Here is a 24,066-nt window from a genome sequence, read left to right as displayed (position 1 = left end):
TGCTTCGACTACACTCAGCACGGGTCGGTTTTAGATCAAACCTACCTATCGACAGGCTGAGAATCAAGACTTGGTTCCTGATCAATAATAATTAGCTTTCATTGTTTATAACGTCTAAAGTCGATTAAAGTTCTAATGATTACAACTACATTCCATTGAGATAAATCCTTACAAAAAACTAAAACCAGAGTTTATAGCTCTGGTTTTTTTATGAATTGAAATTAATAATGATTTGTTAGAACCAAGTATTCCAAGGAATTTTTGCCAAGACAGAAATAAGAGCCAAGGTATAAAAAATGGCCAACATTTTGAATTTTGGCGTTGAAGTCAATTTCTTTTTGTGCTTTGAGTAACCGATAGTAATTAAAACCACGGCTATAATCATCATGAGGGGATGTTCCACAACATTTGATCTTAGGACGCTATTCCCCATAATCTCTTTCATGCCTGCACCTGAAATCACGTCCAGATAAGCAAAGAGTAGCACGATGCCTATAAGTAGCTGAATATGTGTTACAATAAGGGTAAATAAAGAAATTCTAAAATCCAAAGGATGGAATTCCTTCTTTCCAAAATATTTAAACAAAGCGTTTAAAGTAGCAATTACAATCAATAAAAGGGTCAAATAGGCCCAATAGGAATGCAACATTTTTACTGTTTCGTACATGGTTTTTTGTTTGAAAGGTTAAAAACAAAAATAGTCATTTTATATATTGATTTGGATGCATTATTCTGAAATTTCAATCCAGCGCTTACTTTCATTGCCAAATGCGTCCACGACCGTAATCATATGTTTCCCGTTTTTTGGCTGCATGGCGAATTCATGAATGTCTGTGGTGCTCCCTAAATAACGCTCATCCAGATACCAAAACACCAAAGTTTCGGGTTTGGAATGCGCCACTTTCAATATCAAATCGTTGGTTTGTCCGTCAAAATCCTTAGGTAAAAAAATGGTGTTGTTTTCCTTCGGATAAATGAATTCCATAACAACAGTGCTCTCCCCAAAACAATCCTCTCTAAATGGCGGCAATGGTTTGTAAAATGGATTCTGCGCTTTGTAATAATATTCCATAAGTGGTGGCAGGACAAACCATGATTTATGCACCATATTATTTAAATCTTCACAAGAAGAATTCACTTGGTATTGCTCATTTTTATCCAAATGCACTAAAATATGATAAGGACAAGGCGGCGTTTTAAGTCCAGCAATCTGAATGTATTTTGGTTCTTTGTTTTCACAATTTGGAGATGCCCGATGTCCCGATTGTGAGCAAATATCGACTTCCTGCATTTCATCGAAAGGCTTGGAAAACCAATCACTTTTGGGCAAAACATCAAACACATCAAATAAAATTGGCGCTGCAGTTTGCACCCCAACCAAACCTGGTCTGCCTTCGCCATCAGCATTTCCAACCCAAACCCCTACGACATAATCTTTAGTGGTACCGATCGCCCAAGCATCCCTGAATCCGAAACTCGTTCCTGTTTTCCAGGCAATCTGTTTGGAGCTGTCGTAAAACTCCCAATTTTCATTGCCTTCCGGACGGTTCACTTCTTTCAAACTTTCAAATGTCAAATAAATTGAAGCCGCATCAAATAAGGTTTTATCAGATGTTCTTTTGCCAAAGTCAATTGTTTTATCTTCTAAATATGTAGGTTCACAGAATTCATTGCTGAAGTATTCGCTGGAGGTCTCGTTAAAATGATTTAGAGTTGATGATAAGGATGCGTAGCTTTTGCATAAATCCCATAGATTACTTTCAGCACCACCAAGAATGAGCGACAATCCATAATGATTGGCATTGTATTGTAAGTCCTTTAAGTGCAATGCTTTTAAATAATGATGAAACCGATCCAATCCAAATTCCTGCAACATCCTTACAGACGGCACATTCAACGAACGTGACAAGGCACGACTTGCAGGAACCGCGCCATCGTATTGTTTGTCATAATTCTCAGGATTGTAACTTCCGTATTGCGTGGGCACATCCGCCACCAAAGTGTTGGGCAAGAGATCTCCGGCATCCAACATGGCGGCATATAAAAATGGTTTTAAAATACTTCCTGTACTTCTCGGTTTGTCAATGACATCAACGTCTTTTTCGTGTTCCTTATCTGTGGGCGTATTGCCAACATACGCCAAAACTTTACGAGTTTTGACATCCAATACCAGAACCGCTGCATTGTAAATTTCGTTCTGTTTGAGGTTGGTATAGTGGTTATATACAATTCTGTTGACTTGCTCCTGAATCGGCTTTTTGACCGTGGTCTGGACATATTTTCCAAAATGTGTTTGAGTCACTTTTTGAAGTAAATGCGGTGCAATTTGTGGCAAAGGATACGGTTTTTGAGGCAATCCTTCAGCTATGGACAATTGATAGGTCAACGTGTCAATAACGCCCTGTGTCATCAATTTCTCCAATAACCGATTGCGTTTTTTGAACAGTTGCTCTTGGTTTTTTCCGGGATAGATTAAACTTGGTGCATTTGGCAAAACGGCTAAAGTGGCGCTTTCTGCCCAAGATAATTGTGAGGCATCTCTATTAAAATAACGCCATGATGCTGCATCCAATCCCACGACATTTCCTCCAAAAGGCGCATTGCTACTGTAATAGGAAAGGATTTTCTCTTTGGATGCTCTAAATTCCAATCGAGTGGCGAAAACAATTTCCTTAATTTTCTCAAAATAGGTTCTGGATTGACCTTTTCGGGATAAACGGATGACTTGTTGTGTGATGGTACTGCCGCCTCTTTTCACACCTCCCGAACTTAAGTTTTGCCTTAAAGCTTTAAAAATAGACACTGGATTGAATCCAGGATGTCGATAAAAATAGGCATCTTCAAATTGAAGAATACAGACTTTGAATTTTTCTGGAACGGTGTCGTTTTGAGGAAATCGCCATTGGCCATCTTCGGCAATCATAGCTCCTAAAAGTTCGTTATTAGAGCTTGTAATAACGGTTGCCGTTGGATCTTTGAACAATTGTTGTGGCAAACAAAAATAATAGACCACCACTACTATAAAAATAATGGCCGATTTGAATTTGTGGCGTTTAATATATCTTAGTAGTTTGTTCATGGTTAAAGACCTCACAGGTTTTAAAAACCTGTGAGGTCTTAATTTGTTTTATATTTAAATTGATACATAACCCTTCCGTCTTTAAGCTCTCTCCGGAGCTTAAAGCCACCTTCCCTTAAAAAGGGAAGGAAGTTTTTTGATTCGGCATTATTTAAAAACGTATGCGCAATTTTAAATAGAATAATAAGCTCAAATTCTCCTCCTTTTAAAGGAGGAGTGGCTTCATCACGAGAATCGAGATGAAGTCGAGGTGGTTAATAACTATCATTTAAAACTAAGTTTTATTTCATTTAGCATAATTTAGAAAAAACAACCCTTCCGCCTTAAAGCTTTCTCCGGAGCTTAAAGCCACCTTCCCTTGAAAAGGGAAGGAATTTTTTGATTCGGCATTATTTAAAAACGTATGCGCAATTTTAAATAGAATAATAAGCTCAAATTCTCCTCCTTTTAAAGGAGGAGTGGCTTCATCACGAGAATCGAGATGAAGTCGAGGTGGTTAATAACTATCATTTAAAACTAAGTTTTATTTCATTTAGCATAATTTAGAAAAAACAACCTTTCCGCCTTTAAATACTCTTCGAAGCTTAAAGCCACCTTCCCTTAAAAAGGGAAGGAATTTTTTTGATTCGACCTTATTTAAAAATGTACGCCTAATTTCAAATCTAATCATAATCTAAACTTCTCCTCCTTTTTAAGGAGGAGTGGCTTCATCCCGAGAAAACGGGATGAAGACGAGGTGGTTAATAACTATCATTTAAAACTAAGTTTTATTTCATTTAGCAAGCTTTCTAAATTTTCAAAAACCTCCCTGTTTTCAAACCTCAGCACCTTAAATCCAAGGGATTTCAATTTTTGTTCCCTCTCATAATCATAATTACTAATTGCAAAATCCAAATGAACCGCGCCATCCAATTCAATTACTAATTTTTCAGAGGCACAATAAAAATCGACGATATAATTTTCAATACTGTGTTGCCTTCTAAATTTTCGTCCGTCCAATTGATTTCTTTGTAGTGACTTCCATAAAGTCGCTTCAGCAGAGGTGGAATTGTTTCTGAGTTCTTTCCTCCGCTCTATAAGATACTTTCGATTATGGATGTTTGATTTCATTTTTAATTAACTCAATATAAACCCTTCCGTCTTGAAGCTCTCTCCGGAGCTTAAAGCCACCTTCCCTTAAAAAGGGAAGGAAGTTTTTGATTCGGCACTATTTAAAAAAGTAGCGCAATTTTAAATCGAATGATAAGCTCAAATTCACCTCCTTTTGAAGGAGGAGTGGCTTCATCACGAGAATCGAGATGAAGTCGAGGTGGTTAATAACTATCATTTAAAACTAAGTTTTATTTCATTTAGCATAATTTAGAAAAAACGACCCTTCCGTCTTTAAGCTCTCTCCCGAGCTTAAAGCCACCTTCCCTTAAAAAGGGAAGGAATTTTTTGATTGTGCTAAATTTTAAAATTTTTATCACCAACTTAAACTCTCCTCCTTTTGAAGGAGGAGTGGCTTCATCCAGAGAAAACGGGATGAAGGCGAGGTGGTTGTTAAAACGAGCAAATTGTCCTTTATCAAAAACTTATCTCCAATAATTATTCGCAGCCGCAATAGTCGCAAATTCTGTAGCAACCGTTTGTCCTATTGCAATTAGCATTGCCGCATCTTCAGCATATACGGGACGAAGTTTTTCTCTCACCGCAGCATCAGGTTGAGTGACTTTTATGATGAGTCTTGCCATTTTTACAGCTAATTGCCTGCCTTCCTCTGGCGTTTTTGTGATTAAAGAGTTGTTAGGTACCAATTGAACTTGTTCTGACATGTTTCTTACTTTTTAATGGTTACTATTTGTTTGGTGCTGTTGTATTGCAGCTAAATTATTATACTCAGGACTTTTATGATTAATTCAATAGGGTTTAAAATATTTTATTTTTATAGAAAACCCTTCCGCCTTTAAGCTCTATTCTGAGCTTAAAGCCACCTTCCCTTAAAAAGGGAAGGAAGTTTTTGATTTGGCTATATTTTTAAATTTTTATCACCAACTTAACTTCCCCTCCTTTAAAAGGAGCAGTGGCTTCATCACGAGCATCGGGATGAAGACCTGTCTCCCGACAGGCAGGCGAGGTGGTTAAAATTTTCAGTATCGATGCCTCGGTCTTAAAAACTCTAAGATTCCTGCCTTCGCAGGAATTTTACTGATTCACTTCAATCCACCTTCCTTTACTTCTTACCAAAAACTCATTATCATACATGGCTTCCGCTTGAACGCCTGGCAAATAATAAGTGCCTAAATAAGATGCGTTCAACATGACGGTAAATGTCTTGCTGTCATTTTTACCACGTTGTGGCAAGTCGAAATAAAAGTTTACCCGATCATCCCTGATGTCTGTATATCTCGCCTGACTTGTGGTGGTATCTCCAAAAGCGGTAAAACGTGTATTGACAATTTCCCAGCCAGATGGAAAGATTTGGGTTAACGCCACATCATTTACATCTTGATTTTTAAGATTACTGACTTTAACCACAGCAACAAAATCCTGACCTTGGTTTAACTTTCCGATGTCTATAACATTGCCATTTAAATCTTTATAAACCACAGAAACACTCAACCCGCGTTGTTCTGAAATCTCCTCACCAAGCGGTAATTTACCAGAATTCAACACGCGAACATAGACCACATTGGCTTGATTGTTTTTGATGCTAAATGTATTGCTCCCCTCTTTTACTAACAACTCACGTTGTGCAATGGCACTTTTTGTATCGATGGTTTCAGATTTGCCATTCAGCGTATATTCCACTTTTAATGCTTTTCCGCCGTTTGCTTCTACCATTTTTGCCATCGCCAATAAGCTATAAGCCGTGGTTTGCGTACTCATCCATCGATTACTGGAAAGATCTTTGGCAAGATCTTGTGCCAATTCGCGCATTTTAGGGTTTTTGGTCAACACCATCGTTTCCAAAGCCATCGCTCTATTTCTATCTACAGAACCATAAGTATAATAATTATTTTGTGGAGGCAAGAAGTTGATATTTGCCGTATTCGAAATATTATCGCTTGCTTCTTTCTGTCCCGCCAAAGCATAGGCTGCAGCCAATCGCCATTTGGCTTCATTGGAAATTTCGCTAAACTCACGCAAACGGTTCATGGCTGCCAAATCTGCACTTCCCGCCAATGCCAATGTGTAAAGACGATAAGCCTGGGCTAAATCAGTATTTGCTGCTCTATAACTCGGGCGCCAATCACTCGCAGCCTGTTTTTGGTAGCGTAACCAATTGCTCTTGAACGTCAATGGCAATACAAATCCTTTCTTCTCCGCTTCCAACATAAAATGACCGGTATAAGTTGTGCTCCAATCATTCGCGGTGTTTTCTCCCATCCAATAACTCATCCCGCCTGATGCCAATTGGAAATTACCCAAACGCTTGATTCCGCTTTCAATATTCTTTTGGATTTCCTGCTTTTTCTGAGCGGTCAAATCGAAGATATCGGTCAAATATAATTGTGGAAACACCCCAGAAGTGGTTTGCTCCAAACATCCATGTGGATATTGTACTAAAAACTGTAAACGCCTCGAGAAGTCCATTGGCGGCAAAGTCGAAAACTCAACGGTTGCACTATTGGTGCCCATTTCACCAAAGGTTGAGAAATCCATCGTTTTTGAAGCGTTGGCTTCTAAAGTTTCATCCAGTGCTTTTGAGCTGATTGGATTAGGATTGTAAACATCAATTTCTACTTTGTAAGTTGATTTCTCGCCATTTCCGCTGGCAATCACTTCTACGGTGTTGAAGCCTTTTGCCTTACTCACATCCAATTCAAAATAAGCCATTTGCTCGTCTGGTCTTGCAAAAGTGAGCGATTTCGATTTGTCTCCAACCACTGAAATACCATCACTGAGTTTTAAACTAATGTTGACATTTTTAACTTTAGACTCCATGGCAAATACCGTAACCGGTAAGGTTACTTTTTCTCCCGGACTCAATTTTCTTGGCAAGCTGGCTAAGACCATCAACGGTTTTTTGACCTGCACCGATTTATCAACACTACCATAAGCTTCAGTTTTTGCATCTCCCGCAACTACCATCGCCCGGACTGCACCTATATAGTTCGGCATTTTTATTTTATGCGATTTCTTTTCGCCTGCACCCAAAGTAAAAGGTCCTAAATAAGTAACCACCGGTTTAAATCGGTTGGCTTTTTTATTTTTCCCTGCGGCGGCATTGGCATCACCACCAATGGCGAATACCTGGTCAATACTACCACTATAAGCGCCAATAACGTCATCAAAAATATCCCAAGTTTTTACACCCAGTGCTTCCCGCGCAAAAAACTCATCCCACGCATTTGGCGTTTTAAATCGGGTGAGATCCAATAAACCTTCTTCAACAATGGCGATGGTGTAGGTCATTGATTTTTTATTCTTTTCACTGACTACCACTTCAAACTCCTGTTCTGGCTGAAGTACATCTGGCATCTTGATCTCCGGTTTCAATTTGGTGGCTGGGTTTTCAACCATTATTGGAATCACTCCGAATAAACGAATTGGTAAATCATTAGCCGTTGTGGCATGCGGTTGCAATAACGAGATATTGACAAAGACATTAGGTGCCATTTCAGCCGTAATTGGTATATTGACCGTTGTTTCACCTTGCGTGGTCACTACCCATTTATAGGACAACACTTCTGATCCATTTTCAATACTGACAAGGGCCCTGCCTTGAGTTCCTGAAGGGAATGTAATCTTAGCGGCTTCTCCAACATTATAATTTTCTTTGTCCGCCGCAAAAATCAACATTTTTGCTGCTTCTTTATCTGTATCTGGCGAGTTTTGATACCAGTTCTTGTAGAAATATGCCGTTCTTCCCGTAGCATGACCACTTTTTGGATCTGTAATCCTGATCAAATAGCGTCCGCGTTCATTTTCTGGAATGTTTAGGGTGAATCTTCCTTTCCCGTTGGCATCAGTAGTCACTTTTTTATCCAAATAAGAACGATGGTAATTGCTGGACACATAACTGGATAGATTATCATAAGATGAGTTCCACCACCAACGCCATTCGATTTTATAGACTTTGACTTCGAGATTTTCACGCTTTACAGGATTGCCTTTTGCATCTACCGTAACCACGTCAAAGGTTTGGTTTTCATCCGTAAAGAACGAGCCGTAGCGATTCCCTTCCGGGGATTTCAATCCGACAAAGGAATTGTAAGGTGCATAGATTTTTGTAAAAGCATCCAATGAGAAATCACCGCCATTTTCAAAAGCTCTTACTAAAAACTGAACGTTCAATAATCCCGGAGCATTTTTGCCAACATTTAAAGACGTATTGACGTTCGCGATGCCATCTTCATTCAAATTCCCTTCAAAAACATTCATTTCTTCCGAAGAAAACGAGCGTGTTGGATCCACAAATTCATAATCCTTATAATTTTTGAAGCCTTCGTAAGAGGTGCTGAATTTGGCTTTTATCTCCGCTTTTAAATTCTTTGCAGGAGCGCCATGCAACCATTTGACATCCAAAGTACCATTTAAAGGGGCATTGCTCGAAAGCACTTCATCTTCAAAATCTATTTTAATTTTTAATCGGTTAGGCTTTACGGTTTCTACACGCAAGCTCTTATAAAACGACGCACCACCAACCGAAACCTTCGCACTATAACTTCCCGTTTTGTGCTCACTGTGGGTTGGCACGGTAAATCGGTAGAAATTATTGATATTTTCTGTACTGATATTTTTGTAAATCAGTTTACCACTGGGGTCGGTGATTTCCATCTTAACAGGATGTCCTTTTGGTAATTTGTTGTCGTTATCATTCAACATAAACGTTAAAAACAACGAATCTCCAGGACGCCAAACTCCACGTTCGCCATAGATATATCCTTTAAGTCCCCGTTGTAAGCTATTTCCAGACACATCAAATTTGCTTAACGACAAGGAGTTGCCATCTACCAATTTGATATAAGTGGTGTTTTTCCCTTTGGTAACAATGGCGAAAGTTGCAAATTTATTGGTCTTGAATGTGGTCAAGCCTTCACTGTCGGTTGTGGCTCTTCCAACCTCCTGTTGTTGGAAATTGAACAAACGTACCATGGCTCCAGCTTCTGGACTCGTATCCAAAATATTAGTGACCGCAAAATAGTAGGTATTATTAGCGCCTTGTTTTGCAATAACGCCCAAATTGGACGCTAATAAGTTCTGGGCTACAACACGATTTTCATTATAGTACGCCTCGTGACATGGATTATTACGCTCATTCCAGTTGTAGTTGGAATTTCGGTAACTGTAGATTAAATTATCCCAATATTCCTCTTCGCGGAGATCATCATCTTCAGTAGTGCTTTCATTGTAATTATCTTCATAATAATCGTTGTAGTAATAGTCCTCATAATAATCCTCGTCTGAATTTTCAACATTGGTATAATTATCACAATTGAACATTGAATATTCTTTTTTAATGCTCAATTCGACACGGTAAATCGCACCAGCATCGGCATTGAAGAATTTAGAAAGATCAATGCTATAGGCTTTCCATTTGCCATCATTTTCAACCGCATCATTTTGCAGGGTAATGGTTTGTTTGGCAATCCGCCTTCCTACTCGCTTTATAGCCGATTCATTATTGCTTTGCAATTGGTTATCCTGAAGAAATTGTAACACGTTATCCTCAAAGATCTTGATGATCCGTACATCAACCGCCTTTAAATTGACCGCTTCAAAATTGAATTTTAATTCATTGGAATTAGGCAGAATGGTGCCGTTGCTGATCAACCTGACCTGTGGTTTTAAGTCTTCAAAAGAGATGGTTTGTGAAAATTGCTTTTTAAGTTTGAATCCGTCTGTATTGGTTATCCCCTGAAAAACATCGACCAAAACATCACCCACCAATTTTGAGCTTGGATACACTTTCAATACGTTACCATCCACAATAAATTTTGGATTTTTAGAATTCTGAATGGTGACCAGACCATCAAAGTTTTGTTGCTTTTTTAAAGGATCAGAAAAATTAAGCGATAAGTACTGTTCTGGTGTTTGAACCACCTCAACATTAACAATGGTAAAATTATTGATGCCTGGAATATTGAATTTATTCTCTCCCGAATTATCTGCCTTAATAGCTTTCCCATTCCATTTGACCAAAATCTCGCTGTCTTCAATAAGTCGATTAATGCTATCAATTTTGAATTCAAAAACTTTGGATTTTTCAATGGACTCATTCCATTGCAACTTGAGTTTCTTACCCTTTTGCCATGCTTCAACAAGTTGTTTGGCATCTTTAATGTCAATAATATCTGCCGATTTTAAAGCCGCTTCCAAGTACTGCCAGTTTTTGCTGTAAGACTGTAAGTTATTAGTCACTACATTGAAATTCGGTGCAATCGTTTTGAATTGAAACGTATAGGCTCCAAATTCTTTGGGTTGATTTTTATAAATCTTGTCCAACTTAACCGTCACACTATACTCTGTATCTGGTTGAAGTGTTTCGTCTGGTTTAAAAACTAAAGCGTGCGCATTTTCTACCAATAATTTTCCTTGAACATGAGGTTTTATAGTGACAATCTTTTCGGAAATTTCCTGCCCAATAGTCCAGCCTTCCACATCATTGGTCAGATTGATAATGATAGGATCGGCAATAGACACACGACCAGCAGTGGTGTAACTGATATAATCACGGAACTTGAAAAGGTTATCGGTTTCTTCATGTGAAATGTTGTCCTTTTTACAAGAAACCACGAGAAGTAGTGCAAAGACACATGTAATACTATTTTTAAAGGACATACAATTCATGGTGTTAAATGGAAATTATGAAGATTAAGGCTGTTGTAAATATAGAACTAATTCTAAAAATTAATCTTTGTAAATTCCAATGGTTAGGTTTCCAGAAGCATCCATTGACGCTCTGTACATGCCTTCAGTATTGAATTCCATCACCATATTTCCATCCTTATCTACTGCAATAATACCACCATCACCACCCAGATCTGGTACTTTTTTCTGGATGACCTCTTTGGCAGCTTCCTGTAAACTCATGCCTTTATAGTCCATCAATGCTGAAATATCATGGGCTACCATAGCACGTATAAAATATTCACCCCAACCGGTACTGCTTACAGCGCAGGTGGCGTTATTGGCATAAGTCCCAGCTCCAATGATTGGCGCATCTCCAATACGTCCCCAACGTTTGTTGGTCATGCCTCCAGTTGACGTTCCTGCAGCAAGATTTCCGTTTTTATCCAATGCCACACAGCCCACAGTTCCAAATTTTGAATCTTTAATTGTGGGGTCATAAAACGCCGACTTATCTCTGGCTGTTTCGTTTTCTTCAGAAGCTTTTACCCTTTCTAAGGCTTTGAAACGTGCTTCGGTATAAAAATAAGACGGATCAACAATTTCCAAACCTTGTTCTTTTGCAAACTGCTCTGCGCCCTCTCCAGATAACATCACATGAGGTGATTTCTCCATTACTGCTCGTGCTAAGTTGATGGGGTTTTTTACTGTTTTTGTTCCGGCAGATGCTCCAGCATCCAAGTTTTTGCCATCCATAATGGAAGCGTCCAATTCATTAATGCCAGCGTTTGTAAACACAGCCCCTTTTCCCGCATTGAACAAAGGCGAATTTTCTAAAACGTTAATGGTCTTCTCAACCGCATCCAAACTCGATCCACCGTTTTTTAGAATGTCATGACCAACTCTAATAGCTTCCTCCAACTTCGCATTATAAGCAGCTTCATCTTCTGGCGACATATTTTTTCTTAAAATAGTTCCAGCACCTCCATGGATGACAATGGCAAACTCGTTGGTTTTTTTAGACTTGATATCCTTGGTGTCTGGGGTTTCGATTTTTGTTTGTTGCTCTGAAGCAGAAGCTTTTTGATCGTCTTTACAGTTTAAAAATAAAAACATCAAAAGGGGAAAATAAATCAGGTTTTTCATAGTATATAAATTGAAAATCAGCCTTAAAGTTAGCATTTTTTTAAGAAGCTCTCGCTTCAAAAAGCGACATTTTATTGTTATCTTCGCAAGAATCATTAATTAATAAAAAAACACATATATGCAAGCAGTTGCTACAGATTTTGGAATTGAAAAAGCCCTAAAGGAATTAGGCGTTAAAGATATAAATGAGGGCTCTTCTACAGGCTCGAATAATTTTTCTAACGGCGAGGTTATTGAAAGCTACTCTCCAGTAGATGGAAAACTGATAGGCAAGGTCAAAACAACTACCAAAGAAGATTATGAAAAGGTCATGCAGACTGCAACTTCGGCTTTTAAAACTTGGAAAATGATGCCAGCACCTCAACGAGGAGAAATTGTGCGTCAGTTTGGTGAGAAATTGAGAGAAAAGAAAGAAGCCCTTGGTAAATTGGTATCCTATGAAATGGGTAAATCCTATCAAGAAGGTTTAGGCGAAGTACAGGAAATGATTGATATCTGCGATTTTGCAGTGGGTCTTTCCCGTCAACTTCACGGTTTAACCATGCATTCTGAACGCCCAGGACATAGAATGTATGAGCAATACCATCCATTAGGTGTTGTTGGGATTATTTCGGCGTTTAACTTCCCAGTAGCTGTTTGGTCTTGGAACACTGCTTTGGCGTGGGTTTGTGGTGATGTTTGTGTTTGGAAACCAAGTGAAAAAGCGCCATTATGTGGCATCGCTTGTCAGAATATTGCGGCTGAAGTTTTTAAAGCCAACAATTTACCAGAAGGTATTTCTTGTTTGATCACTGGCGATTATCGCGTGGGTGAAATGATGACAAAAGATGCGCGTATGTCATTGATTTCTGCAACAGGTTCAACCAGAATGGGTAAAATTGTAGCACAGGAAATTGCAGCGCGTTTAGGAAGATCGCTATTGGAATTGGGTGGAAACAATGCGATCATTGTTACGCCAAATGCTGATATCAAAATGACCATCATCGGTGCTGTGTTTGGCGCTGTTGGTACTGCAGGACAACGTTGTACTTCAACCCGTAGATTGATTATTCATGAGAGTATATACGATAAAGTTAAGGAAGGCTTGATAACTGCCTACAAGCAATTGCGTATTGGAAATCCGTTGGATGAAAATAACCATGTGGGGCCGTTGATTGATAAGGATGCGGTGAGAATGTACCAAGAAGCTTTAGAAAAAGTAGTTGAAGAGGGTGGAAAAATCATCGTAGAAGGCGGCGTGCTTTCAGGCGAAGGTTATGAAAGTGGATGCTATGTAAAACCAGCAATCGCTGAAGCACAACCTGAATATGAAATCGTTCAACATGAAACATTTGCGCCAGTTCTTTATTTATTAAAGTATTCTGGAGACGTACACAGTGCCATAGAGATTCAAAATGGTGTGATGCAAGGCTTGTCTTCAGCAATTATGACGAGTAATTTACGTGAAGCCGAAGCTTTCTTATCGGTACAAGGATCTGATTGTGGGATTTCAAACGTGAATATTGGAACTTCAGGTGCCGAAATTGGCGGTGCTTTTGGAGGTGAAAAAGATACCGGTGGCGGACGTCAATCAGGATCAGATGCATGGAAAGTGTATATGAGACGTCAAACGAATACCATTAATTACACAGCAGATTTACCTTTAGCACAAGGGATTAAGTTTGACTTGTAAACCGATAAACATATTTTATTTAAAAGCCACTTTTTAAAAGGTGGCTTTTTTTGTATAAACAAGCCTTACTACCAGATTAGAATTTTAAACTTCGCATTTCTTATCATATAAACGGCGAATAAGATGTCGCTCCTACGGAGCTTGGGTTTTAGAAGTTATGTTTCTTACAAAGATGTCATCCCTCTGGGATTTTTTCAACTTTCAGAGAGAAATTTAATCGAATAATAGTTAAGTATTTCAGTCTTAGGATCCGTCCAAACTTGCAGGGGATTGGTTTCCAATTTCGCACAGGCCGTTTTACTCAACTTCCTTAATCAAGTAAATGTACACAGGAAAGTGGTCACTAAAGCCTCCGGTAAATCCTCCATCGGCAAAACTTCTAAAAGGATAGCCTTTCCATCGGCCTCGTTTTGTGGTCAAATAATTTTTATTGTAGATAAAGGCTTTATAAAACCTGAAGGAAGAATAATCCTTTTCCAATAAGGGTTGGGTCATCATAATTTGATCAAATAAACTCCAGGCATCACGCCAAGCATTCGTACCCAATCCACTTTTGTAAAAACTTTCGTAAGGATTGTAAATGCCTTTCAATTCCACCTCTTTTTTTTCTGATTTTGCTTTTAAAATGTCCTTAACGCTGACATTGATGGGGTCGTCATTCAAATCGCCCATAATAATAATTTTAGCATAGGGATCAATAATCTGTAAGGAATCGATAATTCGTTTATTGAGCTTGGCTGCACCAACACGCTTGCTTCTACTGCGTTCTTCTCCTCCACTTCGAGAAGGCCAGTGGTTGACAATAATGTGTATCAAATCGCCTTCCAAATTTCCACTCACTAAAAGCTGATCTCTGGTATACACACGGTTTCTGGTGATGTCGTCATAAATATATAAGGTATGGCTACTGGTTTGTATCGGTTGAAATATCGCCTTCTGATAAATCATTCCTACGTCAATGCCGCGTTTGTCTGGAGAATCGTAATGAATAATCCCATAATCAAATCCCAATAGTAGCGGGTCATTCACCACATCAACCATGACATCTCGGTTCTCAATTTCTGCAACACCCAAAATCGCCGGAGCATTGCCTGCGCCATCAGTACCAATATCCGCGATAACCCGCGCCATATTGCGGACCTTCTTTTTGTACACTTCTGATCGTCCCGTAGTCATTTCCATTATCGGACTCGCCTCATCAAATTTGGTAGGATCATTAATCGTATCGAATAAATTCTCCAAATTATAAAAGGCAATGGTATGGATCTTAAATCTTTTAGATTCTTGAGACCAAAGGTTAGTGACCAACACTAAAAATATCAATGTAAAAACTGATTTTTGAAATTTCATTCTTTGCACATTTTTGATAAGTCACTAAAAGATTATACCAAATGTAAAACTTTATTATAAACAATACATATTTTGACTATCTTAAATGCCTAATTACTAGATGGTAAAGAAAAAAGATATAATCTTAAACAGAATCAAGTCAAATCTATTTTTTGCTATAAATACGACACTATTTTGAGCCAAATGCAGATCTAACTATAGCAGATAGGTTTTTCAAAACTGAAATCAGGGACCTTGGGTCGAGCCCACGAGGTATGAATAAGAAATTGTCTTTTCGATCGAGGCAAGTCTCGGGATCTTAAAACCCATTGGTGTGAATAAAAAAATGTTCTTATGAAAAAAAGTTCTGTTTTCTTATTTGGAATTTTCTCTGTCTTTACAGCCACTGCGCAAGAAACCATCGTAAAAGGAAGCGTTATTGATGGCACCACTAATGTTCCAATTCCTAACGTGGTCATCACCATTGAAGAAACCCTTCAAATTACCCATACTGATGCCGAAGGACAATTCAACTTCACTTCCAATGTCCCTTTAGGCGAACAGATACTCAAGGTTGAAAAAGCGGGATATGTTACCAAACGCTTTCCTATCATTGTAAACGAAGGGCAAACCTTGGATATCCAGGATATGATGCTCGATATTAATGTTGCTGATTCCGTTGATATGTATATCATCACCCTATCTGATGATGAGTTAAATGATGACAGTACTGGCGGATCAGATAATATTTCCGGCCTTTTGCAGTCTTCTCAAGATGTTTACCAACGCACCGTCGCCTTTGAATTTAGCTCTTCGTTTTTTAAAGTAAGAGGTCTCGATTCAGAAAATAGTTCAGTATTGATCAATGGTATTGAAATGAACAAGCTTTACAGTGGACGACCAGAGTGGAGCAACTGGGGTGGCTTAAATGATGTACTGAGAAATCAAGAGCTGTCACCAAACCTGTCGCCATCAAATTATACTTTTGGTGGCATCTTAGGATCAACCCACATCACTACCAGAGCTTCAGAATATAGAAAGGGCGGCCGTCTCACATACTCAATCTCGGACAGAAGTTATACACAAAGAGTGATTGCAAGTTATGCCACAGGACTCATGGAAGGCGGTTGGTCAATATCTGCCGCTGTTGGAAGGCGATGGGGAGAAGAAGGTTTTCAAGACGCCACATTCTATGCTTCCAATTCATTCTTTGCTTCCGTTGAGAAGAAAATAAATGACGAACATAGTATCAATTTTACCTCTTTTTATACACCTAATCGTCGAGGGAAATCCTCTCCAAACACACAAGAAGTTTACGATTTAAAAGGCATCAAGTACAATGAGTATTGGGGATTTCAAAACGGTGAAAAACGCAATTCACGTGTTAAGGAGGTGGATGAACCTATCTTCATGTTGAATCATTATTGGGACTTAAACAGTAAAACCAGTTTGAATACTAACCTTGGCTACCAATTTGGTAAAACAGGAAACAGCCGATTGGATTATCCTGGTGGCGCCAATCCAAGTCCTGCGTATTATCAAAAATTGCCAAGTTATGCTTTAGCAGATAAAAATGGCCCGGATTATGCCAAGGCTTATCAACTGGAACAAGCCTTTTTAAAAGACGGTCAGATTGATTGGAACAGAACCTATGATGCCAATATCACCAATAATAGCAGTGGTTTAAACGCAGCCTATGCTATATATGAGGACAGAAATGATGACACCCAATTCACTGTAAATAGCATCCTTACTTCTGATATTACCGACCATATCACTATAAATGGTGCCATCAATTATCGCCATCTAAAATCTGAGAATTTTGCCGAGGTCAAAGATTTATTGGGTGCATCAGGTGTCTTGAATGTGGATTCCTTTGACAATATTCAATATGATTTACAAAATCCGAATAGAATTGTTGGTGAAGGGGATCGGTTTAGATACAATTACAACATTTATGCTCGCGTGATTTCCGGATTTGCACAGGCACAATTTAGGTACAAAAAAGTCGACTATTTTGCAGCTTTTAGTGTTTCAAACACCACTTATCAACGCGAAGGACTTTATCAACATGAGATCTACGAGAATAATTCTCTCGGAAAAGGCGAAAAACAAAGCTTTACGGGTTTGGGAGCCAAGGCTGGGTTGACCTATAAGCTTAGTGGAAAACACGTATTGAATGTCAATGCGAGCTATCTTTCAAAAGCACCAACGCTTAGAAATACTTATTCCAACGCGAGGGAAAATCACAACGTAGTGAAAAATATAACCGAGGAAAAAACATCTTCTGTGGATGCGAGCTATATTTTCCGCTCTTCCATGGTAAAGGCAAAATTGACCGGGTATTATTCAAAAATTGAAGATGCCAATAAAATTTCCTTTTACTACGCCGATGGCCTGAGCAGTTTTGAAATTGCAGAAAACCAAACCTCAGCATTTGTTCAAGAAATCTCACAAGGGATTGATAAAACACATTTTGGTGGGGAATTTGGCATTGAAGCACAAGTTACCCCAGGGATAAAAATAAAAGGTGTCGCTTCTTACGGGCAATATACCTATGCCAACAATCCAAATTTATATTTGACTTCTTCGAGTTTCACTAATCCTAACGGGATTGATTTTGGAAAGGCCAATCTTAAAAACTACAGACTTGCTGGCGGACCTCAAACCGCATATTCTGTAGGTTTTGAATATCGGGATCCGGATTATTGGTGGTTTGGTGCCACCGCCAATTTTTTTGATAATACCTATATCGACATCAGTCCGCTAACGAGAACACATAATTTCTATACGGATGCTGATGGTTTACCTTTTAACGACTATGATCCTGAGGTGGCAAGACAGCTTTTAAAACAGGAAAAATTTGACGACTATATGATCGTGAATCTTGTGGGTGGAAAATCATGGCGGATCAACAGCTATTTTGTGGGATTCTTTGCAAGTGTTAATAATCTCCTGGACGTAGCACACAAAACTGGAGGCTTTGAACAAGGTAGAAATGCAAATTATAGAATGCTTAAAAAAGATGCGAGCAATGACATTCCTGTATTTGGATCAAAATATTGGTATGGCCGTGGAACGACTTACTTTTTGAACGTTCATGTCAGGTTCTGAAAATGAACAGAAATATCAAGAATCTAAGACTTCTAAAAACTACAAAATTATGTTTATGACAAATAGAATTTTAGCGACTTTCATCACGATAACCATGAGTATGGTGATGACTTCTTGTGTACAAGACGATGACTTTTCGGTTCCTGACGACCTGGGTGTTGAAGAAAACAAAGGTCTGGAAGCACTTTTGGCAAGTGGCGCCATTGAAGTTTCATTTACCGAATTGAAATTAAAATACAGCAACAATTATAAGAAACCGGTTTTAATTGACACGGATCTTTATGTTAAAGGGTACGTCAGTTCCTCAGATAAAGAAGGTAATTTTTTTAAAGAAATCTTTCTTCAGAATGCCCCAGAAAATCCTACTGCCGGTATTAAAGTCATCCTCAATCAAGTGGAAACTTATAACCAATATAATTTTGGAAGAGAAGTATATATCAAATTAAAAGGTCTTTATATCGGCGAGGAACGTGTGGGTAATGGGCTTGTGACCATCGGGGGTGAAACGGCTACTGATCAATATGGAACCACGGTAAAACGTTTGACCGAAAATCAACGTAAACAGCAGCTATTCCGTTCCCAAAATACTTTAGAATTAATACCACTGCAACTTCAATTTTCAGAAGTTAGCGCCGCCAATTTAGGGCTGTATGTGCAGTTTAATGACGTGGAATTTAATGATGGCTTGGAGGGAAAACGCTACTTTGATCCTGCTCAGGATTTTGATACGGTTAGAGAGATGCAAACATGCTCAAGTGCTATTGGATATTTTTATTTCCCTTTGGAAACGAGTTCTTTTACAACCTTTAAAGATGTCTTGCTGCCTCTTGGAAATGGAACGATTAAGGGCGTGATTACAAAAACATTTGATGGCAGCGCGATCGTTTTAGCTTTGAATGATTTGGAAGGTGTCGACATGAACGAAAGTAGATGCACACCAGTGGGTATTGACGATTTCAATATCGTTTTTAAAGAAGACTTTGAATCGGCAGTTGACGACGCCGATGTAGATTTTGAAGGTTGGACCAATTTTTCTCAAGCCGGAAAGGTAAAATGGAAAACGAATATTTCTGACGCAAATGGATATGCCGAATTTAATCCTGTGGGATCAGGAAATACTTCTAATATTGGATGGCTGATAACGCCAGGTTATCATAAAAACGCACAATCTCGTGCTTATTTAAACTTTAAAGCTGCCCAATACCAAGTGAGGTCTTCCACCAATATTTTGGAAGTAATGATATCTACAGATTATGATGGCAGCAATGTCCAAGCCGCAACCTGGCACCATTTGGAAGCTTCCTTGCCGTCACAAAGTACCCCATCTCATGAATTCCTTGATTCCGGTTTAATTGATCTATCGTCCTATGAAGGAATTTTGTACATTGCCTTTAAAGTGACTGGCAACGGAAGAACAACATCATTGTCTGGCGCTTACCTAATTGACGATATTCTTATTTCGGAAAAATGAGTAAATCGTAGTGACACCAACTTTATATGACCCTATTTGACCAACTATTTTTCAATAGTTTTAACCATTACAAAAATGGCACTTATAAAAAAAAGGCCAACACCATTGCTATTCTTTACATCACCATAGTACAAGCATCAATCTTACTTGTTTTAGGGGTGTTCTTTGCGGAGTTCTTCCATCAGATGCATGTGGCAACCATGACTGCAACAAAAGCCTGGGTGTTGTTTGTATTGGCTTCCCTAATTCTTTACTTTAAAAATTGGATTCAGTACAGTGGTAAAAAACGAAAGATTATGAACGCCAATCAAAAGAAGAAATCGAGTTATGGTATTTTTACGCTTTGGCTGATTCCTGCTGTGGCTATATTTTTGGCTGTAATTTTCATGAAGGTTTTTTAGCGGATGTCCTATTGAGATATATCTAGAAGTTAAAATTCACACTTTTCTTACCATGTGTAGATGATCTTATTATTATCTCACTTTTATTTCACCTACTTTTTCAGCTGAATATACACAGGGAAATGATCACTAAAGCCACCCTTATATTTATTCCCGGCATAAGTTCTAAAAGGTTGTCCCTTATATTTCCCATGATATTCCGCTAAGAATTTATCATCAAAAATATCAGCTTTCAAAAACTTTAAACCTTTATTATGTGGTTCCAAAAAGTTTTTGGTCATCAAAATTTGATCAAATAAAATCCATTTAAAATTGTGGTTGGCACTACCTCTAGTGTAGGACATCAATTTTTCCATGGGATTAAATAATGATTTGGTGTTTTTTAAGTATTGGATACTTTCATTTTTTGGATTGTCATTAAAATCGCCCATAACAATAACCTTTGCTTCAGCATCATTCTCCAAAATACCATTAATAAGAGCAACGACTTTTTGGGCAGCATACATCCGTTTATGTCCTGTGGTGTCGGATCCTTGGTGCCTTGAAGGCCAATGATTGATCAAGAGATGAATCTTTTCCCCATCCAAATAGCCGCTCACTTTGAGGATATCCCTAGTATAATCTCTTACGCCAAGTTCACTTTCAACTTCAAGCACAATATTATCTGAGTTTTCAACGGTAAAACTATCTTTATCATATAATAAGGCGACATCAATACCTCGTTCGTCTGGCGAGTCGTAGCGTATATAACCGTAATTATAATCTTTTAGATGTGCGCTTTCAACCAAAGCACTCAAGACCCTATCGTTTTCAACCTCAGCCAAACCAATTAATGTGGGTGGCTTTTGAAGCTCATCAAATCCTATTTTGGAAATTGCCAACCCCGTTTTATAGATTTTATTTTCATACCGATCTTTGTTCCATTTTTTAGATGATGTTTCTAAAAAACCGTCGTCAAGAGTCAGCGGATTATCTATATAATCAACTAAATTCTCCGTATTATAAAAAGCAATCGTATAAGTTTCAGAATTTGGGGTTTGAAGGCTCACATTAACAATTTAAGTTTTAAAAATACTAAATGATAGCCAATCAATTATGTAACTTTGTATTTTAAATACATTTATGCTAGAAAAAACAGATATAAAATTAGAAAGAGCGGTTTTAATTGGGGTGATCACCAAAGATCAAGATGAATTACAAGCTAGAGAATATTTAGATGAGTTGGAGTTCTTAACCTTTACAGCCGGTGGCGAGGTGGTAAAACGCTTCAAACAAAAAATGGAAGCACCCCATCCCAAAACATTTATCGGGACGGGGAAGTTGCAAGAGGTATTGAATTTCATCAAAGAAAATGAAATTGATACTGCCATTTTTGATGATGAATTATCAGCGGCCCAAGAACGGAATATAAGCAAGATATTAGAATGCAAGGTGTTGGATAGAACCAATCTTATTCTTGATATTTTTGCCCAACGTGCCCAAACCAGTTACGCAAGGACACAAGTTGAATTGGCGCAGTGTGAATATTTACTCCCAAGATTAAAAGGGATGTGGACCCACTTGGAACGTCAACGAGGAGGTATTGGGATGCGTGGTCCTGGGGAGCGTGAAATTGAAACTGACCGTCGTATCGTCAGGGATCGAATCACACTTTTAAAAGATAAATTAAAGGTCATTGACAAACAACAAGCTATACAACGTGGCAATAGAGGTCACTTGGTACGCGTAGCTTTAGTTGGATATACCAACGTTGGTAAATCCACCTTAATGAATGTCATTAGCAATAGTGAGGTTTTTGTCGAGGACAAATTATTTGCCACTCTTGATACTACGGTAAGAAAAGTAGTGATTGGCAATCTGCCATTTTTGGTGAGTGATACGGTTGGATTTATCAGAAAACTACCTACACAGCTCATTGAATCATTTAAAAGTACTTTGGACGAGGTTAGGGAAGCAGATCTATTGCTGCATGTGGTAGATATTTCGCATCATAATTTTGAAGAGCAAATAGCTTCCGTTCGTAAAATATTGAATGAAATTGACAGTGGACAAAAGCCCACCATCATGGTCTTCAATAAAATTGATGCCTATGAACCAGTGCCGTTTGATGAGGACGATTTAATTGCCGTTAAAACCAAGGACAATTATACGTTAGAGGAATGGAAAAAGACTTGGATGAACAAAATTGGGGATGACGCCATTTTTATCTCAGCGCTGAACAAAGAAAATCTAGAAAGTTTTAAACATCGTGTTTATGATGAAGTAAGAGATATTCACGTGACCCGTTTTCCATATAACGATTTCCTTTATCCTGATTATATAGAGGAAGAAGAGTAATCTCATTCTATTTTATTCAAAAAAAAATGCTACCCGAATCAGGTAGCATTTTTTATATAATTTAATTTTACTTAGAATTTATAAGTCAAACCAACAGTGTAGTAGGTTTGTAAATCGTTGTCAACAGTTCCAAAAGTAGGCTCACTTCCAATTGGTCCGTTATACTGACCTAGCGCATAATTTAAAGCTTCTTGCTTATTGCTTCTCAATGCAAAATCAAAACCTACCCCAATATTTTTCCAAAGGGTATAGCTGAAATTGTTGGTCCACGTCCAGTTAGACAAATCAGATCCTTTATAACTGAAAAACGCAGATAGATTTGATTTAAAATCGATTGCACCCATTTTTCTAGTATAATCTGCCATAATTTTAGCACCTAAAGAGGATTCAAAAACGGCATCGTTATCTGCAAATACAAAGTTGTAGTTTAAAGGATGGATCACAACAATTAAGTCGTTGACTGGCGTCCACGTAAAACCAACACCCAAATCTAAGTATCCAGGATCATTGAAATTGTTCAAAATGGTTGTTCTGTATTCTCCCAATGCAGAAGCAGCCCATTTATCGCTTAATTTTTGACCATACAATGACGAAATATTAAACACGTCAGAGGTCGGCTGAAAACTATCATTATCAGCAGGGTTATCTTTATCGTCCAATTTCACCCAAGCCAAATTAACCGTTAAAGAGTTTCTCCAAAAATATTTGTCTTCCAATTTGTTGGCAAAGGCATTGAAATTAATTCCAATATTCCCAGAACTGTTGTTAGGTGCGCCTTGAGCATACCAATTGTTGAAGTTCGATAAACTTCCACCAATAACTCCAAATGCGCCTTTTTTCCAGCCAGGAAGGGCGTCTATTTGCGCTTGGATAGCATTTGCTTCAGCTTGAGCCGCATCGGCTACAGCTTGTTTCTCTGACTTTTGAGCTTGTAACTCTTCTTTAGTTTGTGCAAAACCAAATGACATAGTCAGCATTAAGACGAAACTTAAAATTACTTTGTTTTTCATAATTTAATGTTTTAAATTCTTTAGATTAATTTTAAAAACGTGCAAAGATAAGATTTAATCAATATTTTTTCAAGTCGACTATTATTTTCTTTTATACAGAGGTACTGAAGAACAAGCTTCTCCATACATAATAGATCTTGCCAAAGGTTTTAATTTTTGTGACAGCATGATATACGCATTGGCAGGAACGGGTTTATTTGTGCACCCTTTAATGATGAGCGGTTGATCTACAAACGCATCGGTTTCTATGTTTTGAATGACCTCCTGATATATGGACGTTTCAAGTTGTTCCAAACTGCCCACAACGATTGTTTTTGCATAAGGTTGTAAATGCATGGTCAGCAACATAAAAGCCCATGCCGGCACAATGGCATCTGAAGTACAGGTCAAGGCTACGTATTGGTCTTGATACTGCGACCAATTATGTTCATTGACGTGTGCTCTAAAATCCTTTTCTCGAAGCACTAATTCCTGAAACAACCAATCCTTGATATCAAAAACGGTACGCTGACCCTTTGGATAATAATCCTCTAAGTTTACCACTACCAATTTACTATTGGCTACTCTGTTGATAATTTCATTTTCCATAATGTAAAATTAAGTTTTTTGTTAGTGAAACCCTATTTTGTCAAGCACGAAGTGCGCTGACAAAATAGTTGGTTGAACTAATCCCGCTTTTGGGCGGGATCTCATATTTAAACTTAAGAACTATTGCTCTTAATCGAACCATC

The 24,066-nt window shown here is 38.2% G+C and carries 15 protein-coding genes; 5 read left to right on the top strand and 10 right to left on the bottom strand.

The window, feature by feature from the left end; genetic code table 11:
• Positions 1–235: 235 nt before the first annotated feature.
• The 6 genes from ESZ48_RS02255 to ESZ48_RS02230 form a co-directional block, all read right to left on the bottom strand.
• Positions 236–667, bottom strand: a complete 432-nt coding sequence (locus ESZ48_RS02255) for a hypothetical protein (protein WP_129015673.1) — start codon at positions 665–667, stop codon at positions 236–238.
• Between the two features lie 60 nt (positions 668–727).
• Entirely contained in the window at positions 728–3,079 is a 2,352-nt protein-coding gene (gene pbpC / locus ESZ48_RS02250) for a penicillin-binding protein 1C (RefSeq protein WP_129015672.1), read from the bottom strand.
• 750 nt (positions 3,080–3,829) lie between these two features.
• Positions 3,830–4,189 carry an endonuclease domain-containing protein gene (locus ESZ48_RS02245; protein ID WP_129015671.1) on the bottom strand — a complete coding sequence of 120 codons (360 nt, stop codon included), beginning with the start codon at positions 4,187–4,189 and terminating at the stop codon, positions 3,830–3,832.
• A 464-nt stretch (positions 4,190–4,653) separates the two neighbouring features.
• A complete protein-coding gene (locus ESZ48_RS02240) occupies positions 4,654–4,893 on the bottom strand; it encodes a hexameric tyrosine-coordinated heme protein (RefSeq protein WP_129015670.1) in 240 nt (79 codons plus the stop codon).
• A gap of 370 nt (positions 4,894–5,263) precedes the next feature.
• A complete protein-coding gene (locus ESZ48_RS02235; protein WP_129015669.1) occupies positions 5,264–10,846 on the bottom strand; it encodes an alpha-2-macroglobulin family protein in 5,583 nt (1,860 codons plus the stop codon).
• Positions 10,847–10,915: 69 nt separating this feature from the next.
• Complete coding sequence (locus tag ESZ48_RS02230) at positions 10,916–12,001, bottom strand: isoaspartyl peptidase/L-asparaginase family protein (RefSeq protein ID WP_129015668.1); 1,086 nt, start codon at positions 11,999–12,001, stop codon at positions 10,916–10,918.
• 118 nt (positions 12,002–12,119) lie between these two features.
• Between ESZ48_RS02230 and amaB the strand changes: the two genes are divergently transcribed.
• Positions 12,120–13,673 carry an L-piperidine-6-carboxylate dehydrogenase gene (gene amaB / locus ESZ48_RS02225; protein WP_129015667.1) on the top strand — a complete coding sequence of 518 codons (1,554 nt, stop codon included), beginning with the start codon at positions 12,120–12,122 and terminating at the stop codon, positions 13,671–13,673.
• Positions 13,674–13,970: 297 nt separating this feature from the next.
• Here the strand turns inward: amaB and ESZ48_RS02220 are convergent, their stop codons facing one another.
• On the bottom strand, positions 13,971–15,023 hold the full coding sequence (locus tag ESZ48_RS02220) for an endonuclease/exonuclease/phosphatase family protein (RefSeq protein WP_129015666.1): 1,053 nt from the start codon (positions 15,021–15,023) through the stop codon (positions 13,971–13,973).
• Between the two features lie 333 nt (positions 15,024–15,356).
• Here ESZ48_RS02220 and ESZ48_RS02215 point away from each other — a divergent pair, with 333 nt between their 5' ends.
• Genes ESZ48_RS02215 through ESZ48_RS02205 form a run of 3 tightly spaced genes read left to right on the top strand, consistent with a single transcriptional unit; the run spans position 15,357 to position 19,988 of the window.
• A complete protein-coding gene (locus tag ESZ48_RS02215; RefSeq protein ID WP_129015665.1) occupies positions 15,357–18,116 on the top strand; it encodes a TonB-dependent receptor in 2,760 nt (919 codons plus the stop codon).
• A gap of 55 nt (positions 18,117–18,171) precedes the next feature.
• Positions 18,172–19,587 (top strand): DUF5689 domain-containing protein, encoded by a 1,416-nt coding sequence (locus ESZ48_RS02210; protein ID WP_129015664.1) that lies wholly within the window; start codon positions 18,172–18,174, stop codon positions 19,585–19,587.
• A 26-nt stretch (positions 19,588–19,613) separates the two neighbouring features.
• On the top strand, positions 19,614–19,988 hold the full coding sequence (locus ESZ48_RS02205; protein WP_129015663.1) for a hypothetical protein: 375 nt from the start codon (positions 19,614–19,616) through the stop codon (positions 19,986–19,988).
• A gap of 92 nt (positions 19,989–20,080) precedes the next feature.
• On the opposite strand, the gene ESZ48_RS02200 is transcribed toward ESZ48_RS02205, so the two are convergent.
• Entirely contained in the window at positions 20,081–21,037 is a 957-nt protein-coding gene (locus ESZ48_RS02200; RefSeq protein ID WP_223266332.1) for an endonuclease/exonuclease/phosphatase family protein, read from the bottom strand.
• A gap of 73 nt (positions 21,038–21,110) precedes the next feature.
• Between ESZ48_RS02200 and hflX the strand changes: the two genes are divergently transcribed.
• Complete coding sequence (hflX, locus tag ESZ48_RS02195; protein WP_129015661.1) at positions 21,111–22,325, top strand: GTPase HflX; 1,215 nt, start codon at positions 21,111–21,113, stop codon at positions 22,323–22,325.
• Positions 22,326–22,396: 71 nt separating this feature from the next.
• On the opposite strand, the gene ESZ48_RS02190 is transcribed toward hflX, so the two are convergent.
• Positions 22,397–23,335, bottom strand: coding sequence for a DUF3078 domain-containing protein (locus ESZ48_RS02190; RefSeq protein WP_129015660.1), 939 nt, complete (start codon positions 23,333–23,335; stop codon positions 22,397–22,399).
• Between the two features lie 81 nt (positions 23,336–23,416).
• A complete protein-coding gene (locus ESZ48_RS02185; protein WP_129015659.1) occupies positions 23,417–23,923 on the bottom strand; it encodes a DUF2480 family protein in 507 nt (168 codons plus the stop codon).
• Positions 23,924–24,066: the final 143 nt, after the last annotated feature.

This window comes from Gelidibacter gilvus, assembly GCF_004115975.1.
GTDB classification, from domain to species: domain Bacteria; phylum Bacteroidota; class Bacteroidia; order Flavobacteriales; family Flavobacteriaceae; genus Gelidibacter; species Gelidibacter gilvus.
Note: the sequence above shows the minus strand (reverse complement) of the source record. Positions and strands in the feature narration are given on the sequence as shown.

Coding starts and splice junctions, on each gene's coding strand:
- ESZ48_RS02255 (WP_129015673.1), bottom strand. CDS start 667: ATGTACGAAACAGTAAAAATGTTGCATTCCTATTGGGCCTATTTGACC.
- pbpC (WP_129015672.1), bottom strand. CDS start 3,079: ATGAACAAACTACTAAGATATATTAAACGCCACAAATTCAAATCGGCC.
- ESZ48_RS02245 (WP_129015671.1), bottom strand. CDS start 4,189: ATGAAATCAAACATCCATAATCGAAAGTATCTTATAGAGCGGAGGAAA.
- ESZ48_RS02240 (WP_129015670.1), bottom strand. CDS start 4,893: ATGTCAGAACAAGTTCAATTGGTACCTAACAACTCTTTAATCACAAAA.
- ESZ48_RS02235 (WP_129015669.1), bottom strand. CDS start 10,846: ATGTCCTTTAAAAATAGTATTACATGTGTCTTTGCACTACTTCTCGTG.
- ESZ48_RS02230 (WP_129015668.1), bottom strand. CDS start 12,001: ATGAAAAACCTGATTTATTTTCCCCTTTTGATGTTTTTATTTTTAAAC.
- amaB (WP_129015667.1), top strand. CDS start 12,120: ATGCAAGCAGTTGCTACAGATTTTGGAATTGAAAAAGCCCTAAAGGAA.
- ESZ48_RS02220 (WP_129015666.1), bottom strand. CDS start 15,023: ATGAAATTTCAAAAATCAGTTTTTACATTGATATTTTTAGTGTTGGTC.
- ESZ48_RS02215 (WP_129015665.1), top strand. CDS start 15,357: ATGAAAAAAAGTTCTGTTTTCTTATTTGGAATTTTCTCTGTCTTTACA.
- ESZ48_RS02210 (WP_129015664.1), top strand. CDS start 18,172: ATGACAAATAGAATTTTAGCGACTTTCATCACGATAACCATGAGTATG.
- ESZ48_RS02205 (WP_129015663.1), top strand. CDS start 19,614: ATGACCCTATTTGACCAACTATTTTTCAATAGTTTTAACCATTACAAA.
- hflX (WP_129015661.1), top strand. CDS start 21,111: ATGCTAGAAAAAACAGATATAAAATTAGAAAGAGCGGTTTTAATTGGG.
- ESZ48_RS02190 (WP_129015660.1), bottom strand. CDS start 23,335: ATGAAAAACAAAGTAATTTTAAGTTTCGTCTTAATGCTGACTATGTCA.
- ESZ48_RS02185 (WP_129015659.1), bottom strand. CDS start 23,923: ATGGAAAATGAAATTATCAACAGAGTAGCCAATAGTAAATTGGTAGTG.